The organism is Fundidesulfovibrio sp. (genome assembly GCF_058402725.1).
The window spans coordinates 1-12,245 of record NZ_JBZVFJ010000122.1; the positions used below are offsets into that span (position 1 = coordinate 1).

The window sequence follows — 12,245 nt, forward strand, 5'->3', positions numbered from 1 at the left end:
AATACAAGGAGGTGGGCGTCAACGAGGAAGCCATGATGCGCGCCGCCCGCGAGCAGAGCGAGAAGATCCTCACCCTGCGCGGCATCTCGGCCTCCGACATCATGAGCGTGCTCAACTCCGTCAACGAGCCGGGCCGCCTGGCCGACCTCATCGCCTCCAACCTGCGCATGAAGGTGGAGGACGCCCAGAAGATCCTGGAGACCGTGGACCCCCTGGAGCGCCTGGAGCTGGTGAACACCCAGCTCAACAAGGAGGTCGAGGTGGCCTCCATGCAGGCCAAGATCCAGACCATGGCCAAGGAGGGCATGGACAAGGCCCAGAAGGACTTCTTCCTGCGCGAGCAGATGAAGGCCATCCGCAAGGAGCTGGGCGAGGGCCAGGACGAGAACGAGGAGCTCGACGAGCTGCGCCAGGCCCTGGAAAAGGCCGGGCTGCCCAAGGAGGTCAAGACCGAGGCCGACAAGCAGCTCAAGCGCCTCTCCTCCATGCACCCGGACTCCTCCGAGGCCTCGGTGATCCGCACCTACCTGGACTGGCTCACCGACCTGCCCTGGAAGAAGCTCTCCAAGGACCGCCTGGACATCAAGGCCGCCCACGCCATCCTCCAGGACGACCACTACGGCCTGGAGAAGGTGAAGGAACGCATCCTGGAATACCTCTCCGTGCGCAAGCTGAACCCCAAGATGAAGGGGCCCATCCTCTGCTTCGTCGGTCCCCCGGGCGTGGGCAAGACGAGCCTGGGGCGCTCCATCGCGCGCTCCCTGGGCCGCAAGTTCGTGCGCATGTCGCTAGGCGGCATGCGCGACGAGGCCGAGATCAGGGGCCACAGGCGCACCTACATCGGCGCGCTGCCCGGGCGCATCATCCAGTCCATCAAGAGCGCCGGGACCAGAAACCCCGTGATCATGCTCGACGAGATCGACAAGGTGGGCTCCGACTACCGGGGCGACCCCACCTCGGCCCTGCTCGAAGTGCTCGACCCCGAACAGAACTTCTCCTTCCAGGACCACTACCTGGGCGTGCCCTTCGACCTCTCCAAGGTGATGTTCATCTGCACGGCCAACATGCTCGACACCATCCCCGGCCCGCTCCTGGACCGCATGGAGGTGATCCGCATCCCGGGCTACACCGAGCAGGAGAAGGTGAAGATCGCCCGCAAGTACCTCCTGCCGCGCCAGGTGAAGGAAAACGGCCTCAAGAAGGCCGACATGGAGATGACCGACGCCGTGCTGGCCAAGGTGATCCGCGAGTACACGCGCGAGGCGGGCCTGCGCAACCTGGAGCGCGAGGTGGGCTCCATCGCCCGCAAGCTGGCGCGCAAGAAGGCCGAGGGCGAGAAGGGGCCCTTCAAGGTGACGGCCAAGCTGGTGCCCAAGCTCCTGGGCATTCCCCGCTTCCTCGAAGAGGAGAAGGAGCGCGAGCTGCCCCCCGGCGTGGCCGTGGGACTGGCCTGGACCCCCGTGGGCGGCGAGATCCTGCACATCGAGGTGACCACCATGCCCGGCAAGGGCGCGCTCATCATGACGGGCAAGCTGGGCGAGGTGATGAAGGAATCCGCCCAGGCGGCGCTCTCCTACGCGCGGGCCAAGTCGGAAAAGCTGGGCATCGACCCGGCCTTCCTGGAAAAGCGCGACATCCACATCCACATCCCCGCCGGGGCCACGCCCAAGGACGGCCCTTCGGCCGGCGTGACCCTGGTGACGGCGCTCATCAGCGCGCTGACCAACACGCCCATCTGCAACGACATCGCCATGACGGGCGAGATCAGCCTGCGCGGGCGCGTGCTGCCGGTGGGCGGCATCAAGGAGAAGATCCTGGCGGCGGTGGGCGCGGGCATGAAGCGCGTGCTCATCCCGGCGCGCAACGAGAAGGACCTGGCGGACATCCCGGCCGATCTGCGCGGGCGCATCAAGGTGAAGTTCATCGAGCAGATCGACGAGGTGTGGCCCCTGGCCTGCGCCAGGGAGGACGCACCGGAGGCGCACGACGCGCCCCAGAGCAAGGCCTCGCACTAGCCTGCGGGGCGACGACGCCGACGCACGAAGAAACGGCCCGGAGGTTTACGTCCTCCGGGCCGTTCGCGCGTCTTGGGCCGCCCCTCGGGCAAGCCCGGCTCAGCGGGGCAGGGCCAGGGGACGCAGGGAGTTGAGCGCGGCGGCCAGGGTGGCCCCGTTGTGCATCACGGCCGAGAGCTGCGGCGTGAGCCGCCCGAAGAGCCCGCCCGCCAGGAGCAGGGAGTTCACGGTGACGATGAGCAGGTAGTTGGTCTTGATGCGCGCAAGCGACGCCTGCGCCAGGCTCCGGGCGCGGGCCAGGGCGGTCAGGTCGCCCGTGGTGAGCACCACGTCGGCCACCTCGCGGGTCACGTCCGCGCCCTGGTGCATGGAAATGCCCACCGAGGCCCGGGCCAGGGCCGGGGCGTCGTTGAGGCCGTCCCCCACCATGGCCACGGTGTGGCCCTCGGCCATGAGGCCCTCGATGACGCGGTGCTTCTCGTCGGGCAGCACCTGGGCGATCCACTCGGTGATGCCCAGCTGCTTCAACATGCGCGCGGCCATGCCGTCCAGGTCGCCCGTGAGCATGATCACGCGTTGCACGCCCGCGTCCCGCAGGGCCTGGATGGCCTCTCCGGCCTCGGGGCGCAGGGGGTCGTCGAGGCTGATCACGCCGGCCAGCTCGTCCCCGACGGCCAGATAGAGCAGGGAATGGCCCTCTTCGGCCAGCCGCGCCACCGTTTCGGCGGCGTCGCCCAGGGGCACGCCCTCGTCCTCGTGGATGAAGTGGCGGCTTCCCAGGAGCACGCGCCTGCCCTTGAGCCAGCTGGCCACGCCGTGGGCGGCCACGTACTCCACGCGGGCGTGCTCCTCCTGGTGCACGATGCCCTCCTCGCGCGCCTGGCGCACCACGGCGCGGGCCACGGGGTGGGGGAAGTGCTCCTCCAGGCAGGCGGCCAGGCGCAGCACGTCCTCGCGGGTGGCCCCGCCGAAGGGGATCACGTCGTGCACGGCGGGTTCGGCCATGGTCAGCGTGCCGGTCTTGTCGAAGACGAACACGTCGGCCTTGGCCATCATCTCCAGGGGCTGTCCGCCCTTGACCACCACCCCGGCGGCGGCCATCTGGCGCATGGCGGCCAGCACGGCCAGGGGCGTGGCCAGCTTGATGGCGCAGGAATAGTCCACCAGGAGCACGGAGGCCGCGCGGCGCGGGTCGCGCGTGGCGGCGTAGACGGCCCCGGAGAGGCCCAGCGAGAAGGGCACCAGGTTGCCCGCCAGCTTCTCGGCCTGGCTCTGCACACCGGCCTTGCTGCGCTCGGCCTGCTCCACCAGGCCCAGCATGCGCCGCCAGCGGGTGTTGTCGGCCGATCCGGCGGCCTTCACCAGCACCTCTCCCTCCTCCACCACCGTGCCCGCGAACACCGCCGAGCCCGGGCGCTTGGGAACGCCGCGCGCCTCGCCGGTCATGGCGCTCTGGTCCACCAGGGCCTCGCCCTGTTCCACCACGCCGTCCACGGGCACCACGGCCCCCTGGCGCAGCACCACCAGCTCGCCCTGCTTCACGTCGCGGGAGTCCACCTGTTCCTCCTCGTCGCCCCGGCGCACCCAGGCCCAGACGGTCTGGGCGGCCAGTGTGGCCGCCAGGCTCTCCTCGGAGCGCTTGCGGGTCCAGCTTTCGAGGAACTCGCCCAGGCCCAGGAGCAGGGTGATGGCCCCCAGGCTGCGGAAGTCGCGGCGCAGGATGCAGATGCCCAGGGCCGTGGCGTCGAGCACGTCCACGGAGAGCTTGCCGGAGCAGAGCGAGACCGCCCCCCGCCAGATCCTGGGCAGGGCCGAGCGCGCGGCGATGGCCAGGCGCACGCCCATGGGCAGCACGGGCCGGAGCACCACGGGGGCCAGCAGCCCCACAAGGCTGGGTGCGTCGTCGCCTCCGTGGGCCGGGCAGGGGGCGCAGACGGGGGCGGGGAGGTCGCGGGCAGTCTCGGGAGGCCCGGAAAAGCCCGCGCGGAGCCTTTCGAGCAGCTCCCGGCGCAGGCCTGCGTCCGGGGCGTGCACCACGAGGATGGAGCCCGTGCGCTGGTTCACGTCGAGGGAGCGCACGCCTTCCAGGGCGCGCAGGCGCGCCAGGAGTTCGGGGCGCTCCCCGGCCGTCCGCGGCGGCGCGGCGCGCAGCCTCAGGCGGCCGGGAAGGTCGTGGGCGATGGAGAGAGTCACGAGGCCTGGCTCTCTGCCGCCGGGGCGTCGCCCGCACTCTGCTTGCGGGCCTGTTCGGCTTCGGCCAGGAAGTCTTCCAGATGCTCCTTGGCGTGGTCCACGACGCCCAGGACCTTTTCCTTGATGTCCAGCCCGCTGGCCATGGCGTTGGTCACCAGGGGTTTGATGGCCGGAGCGCCGCGCGTGAGCGCGTAGACGGCCAGGGCGCCGGCGGCCGCGCCTCCGGCGATGAGGAGCAGGTCTCGGGAGGTGAGGTTCATCGAATGTCTCCGTAATGCGCCCGCGCTGGGCGGGGTCGAAGGGTCGAGGGATGGCGCCGGGAGGCTCAGGCCTCCGGCTTCAGCAGATCAAGGAGGCTTCGGCCTCCGGCTTCAGCAGGTCCGCGAGGCTCAGGCCTTCGGTTTCAGCAAGTCGAGAAGGCGCGCGCGCAGCCCCTCCGTGCCCAGCTCCCCCGCCAATTCGCACACGGCCAGATGCCGCCAGTAGTCCTCGCGCGGGATGCCCCGGCTCTTGCAGAGGCGTTCGCGCAGGAGCCGCCAGCGCGAGGCCAGGCGCGACTGGCCCAGGGGACCCACCAGGCAGCAGGGCATGAGTGCGAAGGCCCCCGTGGCGGGGTCGCCCAGGGCGTCGTAGCCGGGCCATTCGGAGAGCGAGCAGGCCTCAAGAGCCTGGCGTTCGCCGCGCAGGGCTTCAAGGGCGTGCCCGGCCAGGGTGGCTGGCACAAGGCGGGCCTCCACGTTGATGACTCCCAGGAACAGGCCGATCAGCACGCGTTCGCCGGGCACGACGCGCAGGCCCTCGCACGCCTCCCGGGTGAGGGTTTCCCGGAAGAGGCGGTAGTAGCGGTTGGCGGTGTTGCGGTTCACGCACAGGGCCAGGGCGGCCTGGCTGGCGGTGTCTCCCTGGCTGAAGTGCCGGACCAGCCCCTGGAGCAGGGTCTCGTCGATCTTGGCGTAGGCCGCGTAGCGGTTCTTGCGGGGAGCGGAGCGGACTTTGTCTTGAGAGGGGAGGATCATGACGGCATCCTTTGCGAAGTTGATTCTCGTTATCAATGATAGGACCTTCCGTAAAGCGTTTCGGGCGCTGCGGCCACTTGATGAGAAAGGCCACGGACAAACACCGCTTTACGCCCGGCTGCACGACGGATAGAATGACGGGCCAGATCAACCAGGAGCCCCCCTCATGGACCATCCCGTCCCCCTGTTCGACAAGGAGCAGCAGGTCGCCGCCGCCGCGCGCCAGGCCCTCGCGGCCACGGAATGCACGGAGTTCGCCCGGCCTTTCGGGGAACTGGTTGAGGCCTACGAGAACCTCCTGGAGCGCTCGCGCCGCGTGGCCGAGGCCGCCCTGGAGGCCCAGATGGACCTGGAGGCCGCCCTGAACCAGGTGGCGCAGCTCTCCGAGGTGGACGGGCTCACGGGCGTGTTGAACCGCCGCGCCTTCGAGAAGCTCCTGGCCCGGGACTGGGCCCAGGCCCAGCGCGAAGGCTCGAGCCTGGCCCTGCTGGTGGTCAACGTGGACCGCTTCGCGGCCTACAACGCCGTGAACGGCTCACTGGCAGGAGACGACGCCCTCAAGGCCGCTGCCCGGGCGATCATGCGCTGCCTTTACCGCGAGGTGGACGCGGCCGGACGCATGGAAGGCGACACCTTCGCCGCCCTGCTGCCCGGCTCCGGGCCGGACGGCGCGCGGGTGGTGGCGGCGCGCATCCTGGACGAAGTGGCCCGCCTGGAGATCCCCCACCTGGAATCGCCCCACGGGGGCCTGCTCACCGTGAGCGTCGGGGTCGCCAGCGTGACGCCGGGCAGGGGCGACGCCCCCATGCTCCTGGTGCGCCAGGCCCAACAGGCCCTGGGCCAGGCCAAGCAGGAGGGCGGCAACGCCTTCGCCCTGGCCTAGCAGGGCGGGAACCATCCCTTTCGCCGGGCTTGCGTGTGTCGGCCCAGGATATGCCATGCCATCCCTGCCGCGCGCGCTCCTTCGCTTCCAACCCCGCCTCCTGGCCGCCACCCTGGCCGCCCTCCTGTTCGCCGCCCTGCTCCGCGCCGGGTCTGCCCCGGCCCAGGACCGGGCCGAGCGCCAGGTCACGGGCCCCGTGCTCGCCCTGTGGAAGGACCCGGGCAATCCCCTGTGCCTCAGCCTGCCCGCTGGCACGTTCCTTTGCGCCACAGGCGTGCCCCTCGACGCCCCGGACGGCTCCCGGCTGGTGCTGCACGACGACGGGGCGCGGCTTGTCGGGGCGCTCATGCGTCTCTCGGCCGGAAAGGAGTGGACCTTTCTGGTCAGCGAGGAGATTCCCGGGCTGTTGGTGGGCGTGGTCGGGGCGGACGGCTCCGTGGTGCGGGGCAGGCTGGCCCCCTGGGACAGGGGCGCGGCCCGATGAGGAACGTGCGCCGCAGGTCCGGGCCGATGCGCGCGCCCGCAGCGCCCGGAACGTCCGCGTGGCTCGCGCCCGCGGCGGTGCTCGTCCTTGCGGCCGTGCTGCGCCTGCTCCATCTCGGGCAGGCCGAGTTCTGGTGGGACGAGTTCGTGACCATCGGGCGTTCCCTGCCGGCCCTGCCGGAGCTCCTGGCCGGGCTCATGTACCAGAGCCCCAACGTGGCCACCGATTGCAGCCCGCCGCTGCACCACCTCCTGGTGCACGCGGCCCTGGCGGCGGGGCGTTCGGGATGGGTGATCCGCATGCCCTCGGTGCTCTGCGGCCTGGCTTCCATCGCCTTCGTGTTCCTGATTGGCCGCCGCCTCTTCGGCAGCCGGGCCGGTCTGCTGGCGGCCCTGTTCTGCGCCGTGGCCGCGTTCCACATCTACTATTCGCGCGACATCCGCTGGTATTCCACCTTCTACGCCGCCAGCCTGGGGAGCCTGCACTTCCTGCTGCTGGCCATGGAGAGCGGCCGCCGTCGGCACTGGCTTCTCTTCTCGGGGTTCACGGCGCTCTCGCTCTACGCCTCCTACATGGCGGCCATGTTCGTGGCCGGGATGGGGGCATGGGTGTGCCTGGCGGCATGGGGAAGGCTGCGCGCGGGCGACGGGGCCGGGGCGCGCGCCCTGCTTCTCAAGGCCTTCGCGGCACTGGCCCTGGCGGCGCTGCTCTACGCGCCGTGGGTTCCCGCCCAGTACTACGCCTACCTCTCCTTTAGGGGCAAAGGCGAGCGCGTGCCCCTGGAGTGGGGCTTCTTCGTCAGGGCCTTCCGCTTCTATCTGGAATACTTCCAGCAGGGGGCGTTCGACAGGCTCTGGGTCGCCGCTCCCGTCTGCCTGGCCGGGATCGCGGCCGGACTGGCCTCCCCCCGTCTGCGTCCGGGTCTGGCCGCCGTCTCCTGCTGGGCGCTCGTGCCCGTCGTGGGCGTCTATTCGGTGAAGACCGAGTTCGGCGTGAGCCCCAAGTACGTCATGAGCCTTTTCTACTGGTTCGCCTTCCTCCTGGGCCTTGGCCTGGACGCCCTGGGCCGCGCCCTGGAAAAGTCCCTGGGCCTCAGGGGGGCCGCCCCTGGCTGGGCGCTGGCCCTGGGGCTTCTGGCCGCCGCGTCCTGGAGCAACTTCGACTACGCCACGTTCTACCGGGGGGTGATGTACTCCGACAAGGCCCACATGCGCGACGCCGCCCTGCTGGCCGCCCCGGGCACGGCGTTCCTGTTCGACACCCCGCGCAGCCTCTCCTTTCTGGGGCACTGGTACCTGGGCGACGCCTTCCCCACGGCGCGCGGCGTCCTGGACAGGCGCTACCGCCGGGCGCTCATGGTTTCGGGCGACAGCCTGGACCTGCCGGGCCTGCACCCGGCCCTGCGCCGCAAGGGCTTCAGCGTGGACCGCCTGGGCCTGGCCAACGCCTCCCCGCTGCCCGTGATCCCCGACGCGCAAGGCCTCTACGTCCACCGCGAGGGCTTCCGGGACCTCTCCCTGCACGCCACCGCCCACGAGACACGCAACGCCGCCGTGGACCTGGCCCTGGGCGGGCTCACCCCCGCCGACACCACGCGTCCGGGCGAGGCGCTCTTCGCCTTCGCGCTCCCGGAGGGCGTGGGACTGGAGGCGGCGACGCTCGCGCTCCAGGCCACCGTGGTGCGCCGCAACCTCCCGGACATCGACGGCTGGGTGGAGGTCTCGGCCGGGACGGACCCCGCCGCCCTCGCGCCCGTGGGACGCCTCGACGTGTCCGACGCGCCCGCCGACAGACGCGGCGGGAACTACCGGGGAGTCTATGTGATGGACAAGGCCTTCGGGCTGCCCCAGGTCCCGCCGGGACCGGGCGTGCTCTACGTGGGCCTGCGCTTCTCCATCGGCACGCGCGACGGCTCCTTCACGGTGTCTTCGCTGGAGCTTCTGGCCCGATGCTCCGGCAGGGCCGTTGGCGAAGCGGAGGCCGCCCGGCTGATCGCCGCGCCGCTGCTGGCCAACCTGGGGCCGGAGACGGCGCCCGCTCCCCAGGGAGCCGTTGAGCCGGGACGCCTCGCCGCCTTCACCCTGGACGAAGCGCTCTCCCTCCCGGGGGCTGCGGGTTCCGCCGCGCAACGCGAGCGGTTTCTGGCCGAACGTCCGGGAGCCCGGCCCGTCTTCACCGCGCGCTTGCCCGGCGGAAGGCCCTTCCTCGAACTCTACGACCCCTGGCTGGAGCGCTCTCTGGAATTGGCCCCCGGCGAAGCGTTCGATGCCGAGGTCCGGGAGCCCCTGGCGGGCGTGCGCGCTCCCGGGACGCCCGTGCCCTCCCTTCTGGATTACGGCGGCGCGGTGCTGCCGCTCTCCATGGGCGCGCCGTCCGGGGCGGAGGTGTTCCTCAATCCCGGCGGGCGGGGCATGGTGTACTACCGCCCGGTGTTCGACGCGCTACGCTTCAAGCCCCAGGACGTGGATTCCCTGCGCGACGCGCGCATCAAGCCCGAAGACAACGGGCTCACCTGCCTGGGCGAAGGGCCCTGCTTCATGGCGTGGCGCTTCAAGTCGCTGTTTCCCTTCCAGCGGGTAGTGGTCACGGCCTACCCCCGCATGCTGCACGACCGCGAGCGCCGCAACCGTCTGCGCATGCTCCTGTGCGCGGAAGGCGGCCCCTGCCGCGAGATGCTGGCCGTGGAGAGCTCCGGCCGGGGCGGCTGGGAAGGCCCCGGCGTGCACGAGGTGCGCGAACTGGTCCTGGACAAGCCGGCGGGCGAACTGACGCTGCGCCTGGAGATGACCGGGGATGCCTGCCTGTGGACCTCCTCCGCGGACCAGCCCATGACCTTCGAGCTTTTCTTCGACGCGCCCCGCCTGCCTGTGGACGCCGTGGGCCGGGTGCGTCTCGCCAACGTCTCCCCCGATGGCGGGCTGGTGCGGGCCACGCTCTCCCCACGGCCCTTTCCGGCCTGGGAGGCTCTGCGCCCGGGGCTGACGCTTCCCGCTCCCGGCGGCGTGGTCCCGGCCGCCCCGTAACCGTCGCGCGCGCTTCCCCGTCTTGTCACGAAAGGCCGCTAGAAGGCCCCTGCACACCGGCTGCTCCTGAGCCAGTGGCCGAGAAACGTGGCGAAACTTGAACTTGACTTTCACTTTCAATAAACAGGGTGCGCGCCGCCTGTGGTGGGGGGCGCGAACCGCTTCTGCAGACGGAGGCAGCCCATGAACTGTTGCAAGCACATGATCGGAACCCTGTTCGTGAGCCTGGCCATCCAGGGCGGGCTCTATCTCTACTGCCTGGAAACCCTCGCCCACTAGGCCGCAAGCCCCCGCACGCGGCCACCTCCCGCCCCAAGGCCGGGCGTCTCACCCTGGACGCCCGGCCCCTCTACAAAAACGTCTTGCCTGTTCCTCCAAAAATGTAAGCCCTCACCCTGCCGTGGTGGGGGCTTTACATTTTTATAATTAAAAAACAAATGGATATGATCTGGCACGACTCTTGATGTTTTCCCTGCGGCCGGGCTCCCCGGCCCCAACGGAAACCGACCGGGAGGACGCCATGAACGCCAACTCCGCCACCCCAAACGCACTCAACGCCGGCATCGAGATGCTCGTGGCCCTGGCCGCCAGCCTGGTCATCCAGGCCGTCAGCTACACCCTCTGCCTGACCACTCTCGGGGCCTAACGGCAACACAGCGAGGCGCACCGTGTCCGAACTCATCTTTGAAGAACGCGCGGACCAGATCCACGTCAAGGGCGAGGGTCCCTTCAAGCTCGCGTGCAACCGCGAGTCCCTGGCCGGGGCCGTGAGCCAGCGCGCCTGCGTGTTCTGCGGCTCGCGCGTGGTGCTCTACCCCATCGCGGACGCCCTGCACCTTGTGCACGGCCCAATCGGCTGCGCCGCCTACACCTGGGACATCCGAGGGGCGCTCTCCTCCGGCCCGGAGCTGCACCGCCTCTCCTTCTCCACCGACCTCCAGGAGACCGACGTGATCTTCGGGGGCGAGAAGAAGCTCGAAGCCGCCCTCCTGGAACTCATCGACCGCCACGCCCCCAAGGCCGCCTTCGTCTACTCCACCTGCATCGTGGGCATCATCGGGGACGACCTCCAGGCCGTGTGCAAGAAGGTCTCGGCAGCCAAGGGCATCCCCGTGATCCCCGTGCAGTCCGAGGGCTTCAAGGGCAACAAGCGCGAGGGCTACCTGGCCGCCTGCAAGGCCATGTTCACCCTCATGGGCACGGGCGACACTTCGGACATTCCCCCGCTCTCGCTGAACATCCTGGGCGACTTCAACCTGGCCGGGGAGATCTGGATCATCCGCGACTACTTCCGGCGCATGGGCATCGAGACCGTGGCCAACATCACCGGCGACGGCCGCGTGGGCGACATCGCCCGCGCCCACGGCGCGGCCCTCAACGTGGTGCAGTGCTCCGGCTCCACCATGGACCTGGCGAAGATGATGAAGGAGAAGTTCGGCATCCCCTTCGTCAAGGTCTCCTACTTCGGCATCGAGGACATGGCCGAGGCCCTCTACACCGTGGCCCGCTTCTTCAAGGACAAGGACCCCGACATGCTCGCCCGCACCCAGGAGCTGGTGCGCGAGGAGCTGGCCGTGCTCTATCCCAGGCTCCAGGAGCTGCGCCGCGACCTGGAGGGCAAGAAGGCCGCCATCTACGTGGGCGGGGCCTTCAAGGCCTTCTCGCTCATCAAGGCCTTCCGCCACCTGGGCATGTCCGTGGTGATCGCTGGCTCCCAGACCGGCACCGAGGAGGACTACGAGGAGCTGGCCCAGGTCTGCGACCCCGGCACCATCATCGTGGACGACGCCAACCCCCTGGAGCTCTCGGCCTTCCTCAAGGAGAAGGACGTGGACATCTTCGTGGGCGGCGTGAAGGAGCGCCCCATCGCCTACAAGCTGGGCGTGGGCTTCTGCGACCACAACCACGAGCGCAAGGAGGCCCTGGAGGGCTTCGTGGGCATGGTCAACTTCGCCCTGGAGGTGCACCGCACCGTCATGAGCCCGGTGTGGCGCTTCGTGCCGCGCAGGGCCGGAAAGCGCCCGGACGCCTCCCTGGCGTGCGGGTCCGTGGAGGCCCGGTCATGAGCATCACCGAAATCGATCCCCTGGAGACCCCGGCCTCCAAGCCCGTCAAGCCCAAGGCCGAGCCCTTCGTCTCCACCACCAACGCCTGCAAGCTCTGCAAGCCCCTGGGCGCGACCCTCGTGTTCAAGGGCATCGAGGGCGGCGTGCCCTTCCTGCACGGCTCCCAGGGCTGCGCCACCTACATGCGCCGCTACATCATCAGCCACTTCCGCGAGCCCATGGACATCGCCTCCAGCTCGCTGGGCGAGAAACAGGCCATCTACGGCGGCGCGGCCAACCTCAAGAAGGGCCTGCTCACCGTCATGGACAAGTACGGCGCGGGGCTCATCGGCGTGGCCACCACCTGCCTCACCGAGACCATCGGCGACGACGTGCCCGGCGCGCTCCTGGAGTTCCGCCGCGAATTCGCCGACCTGGAGCTGGCCCCGGTGGTGCACGTCTCCACGCCCAGCTACTCGGGCTCCCACATGGAGGGCTTCACCGTCGCCGTGCGCGCCGTGGCCGACCAGCTCCCCCGCCCGGGCCTGAAGACCGACGCCGTGAACTGCTTCCCCGGCTTCGTCTC

Annotated in this window: 10 protein-coding genes; 7 read left to right on the top strand and 3 right to left on the bottom strand. The window is 70.1% G+C overall.

The window, feature by feature from the left end; all coding sequences use genetic code 11:
• The coding region (gene lon / locus ACV4UX_RS14405; RefSeq protein ID WP_491593972.1) for an endopeptidase La at positions 1-2,015 on the top strand (2,015 nt) is incomplete at its 5' end.
• Between the two features lie 99 nt (positions 2,016-2,114).
• Here lon and ACV4UX_RS14410 read toward each other — a convergent pair.
• The 3 genes from ACV4UX_RS14410 to ACV4UX_RS14420 form a co-directional block, all read right to left on the bottom strand.
• Positions 2,115-4,208: a heavy metal translocating P-type ATPase gene (locus ACV4UX_RS14410; RefSeq protein ID WP_491593973.1), complete on the bottom strand. Its 2,094-nt coding sequence runs from the start codon at positions 4,206-4,208 to the stop codon at positions 2,115-2,117.
• Positions 4,205-4,468 (bottom strand): hypothetical protein, encoded by a 264-nt coding sequence (locus tag ACV4UX_RS14415; RefSeq protein WP_491593974.1) that lies wholly within the window; start codon positions 4,466-4,468, stop codon positions 4,205-4,207. Before ACV4UX_RS14415 ends, ACV4UX_RS14410 begins: the two co-directional genes overlap by 4 nt.
• A gap of 129 nt (positions 4,469-4,597) precedes the next feature.
• Positions 4,598-5,224 carry a hypothetical protein gene (locus ACV4UX_RS14420; RefSeq protein ID WP_491593975.1) on the bottom strand — a complete coding sequence of 209 codons (627 nt, stop codon included), beginning with the start codon at positions 5,222-5,224 and terminating at the stop codon, positions 4,598-4,600.
• Between the two features lie 166 nt (positions 5,225-5,390).
• Here ACV4UX_RS14420 and ACV4UX_RS14425 point away from each other — a divergent pair, with 166 nt between their 5' ends.
• The 6 genes from ACV4UX_RS14425 to ACV4UX_RS14450 form a co-directional block, all read left to right on the top strand.
• Entirely contained in the window at positions 5,391-6,107 is a 717-nt protein-coding gene (locus ACV4UX_RS14425; RefSeq protein WP_491593976.1) for a GGDEF domain-containing protein, read from the top strand.
• Between the two features lie 55 nt (positions 6,108-6,162).
• Complete coding sequence (locus ACV4UX_RS14430) at positions 6,163-6,591, top strand: hypothetical protein (protein ID WP_491593977.1); 429 nt, start codon at positions 6,163-6,165, stop codon at positions 6,589-6,591.
• A 5-nt stretch (positions 6,592-6,596) separates the two neighbouring features.
• Complete coding sequence (locus ACV4UX_RS14435; protein ID WP_491593978.1) at positions 6,597-9,614, top strand: glycosyltransferase family 39 protein; 3,018 nt, start codon at positions 6,597-6,599, stop codon at positions 9,612-9,614.
• 520 nt (positions 9,615-10,134) lie between these two features.
• Positions 10,135-10,260 carry a hypothetical protein gene (locus ACV4UX_RS14440; protein ID WP_491593979.1) on the top strand — a complete coding sequence of 42 codons (126 nt, stop codon included), beginning with the start codon at positions 10,135-10,137 and terminating at the stop codon, positions 10,258-10,260.
• 22 nt (positions 10,261-10,282) lie between these two features.
• Positions 10,283-11,680, top strand: coding sequence for a nitrogenase iron-molybdenum cofactor biosynthesis protein NifE (nifE, locus tag ACV4UX_RS14445; RefSeq protein WP_491593980.1), 1,398 nt, complete (start codon positions 10,283-10,285; stop codon positions 11,678-11,680).
• The coding region (locus ACV4UX_RS14450; protein ID WP_491593981.1) for a nitrogenase component 1 at positions 11,677-12,245 on the top strand (569 nt) is incomplete at its 3' end. The genes nifE and ACV4UX_RS14450, both read left to right, overlap by 4 nt.

What these genes read in the sequence shown, in the direction of transcription:
- ACV4UX_RS14440 (WP_491593979.1), top strand. Translation starts at nt 10,135, where the DNA reads ATGAACGCCAACTCCGCCACCCCAAACGCACTCAACGCCGGCATCGAG.
- ACV4UX_RS14430 (WP_491593977.1), top strand. Translation starts at nt 6,163, where the DNA reads ATGCCATCCCTGCCGCGCGCGCTCCTTCGCTTCCAACCCCGCCTCCTG.
- ACV4UX_RS14425 (WP_491593976.1), top strand. Translation starts at nt 5,391, where the DNA reads ATGGACCATCCCGTCCCCCTGTTCGACAAGGAGCAGCAGGTCGCCGCC.
- ACV4UX_RS14415 (WP_491593974.1), bottom strand. Translation starts at nt 4,468, where the DNA reads ATGAACCTCACCTCCCGAGACCTGCTCCTCATCGCCGGAGGCGCGGCC.
- ACV4UX_RS14420 (WP_491593975.1), bottom strand. Translation starts at nt 5,224, where the DNA reads ATGATCCTCCCCTCTCAAGACAAAGTCCGCTCCGCTCCCCGCAAGAAC.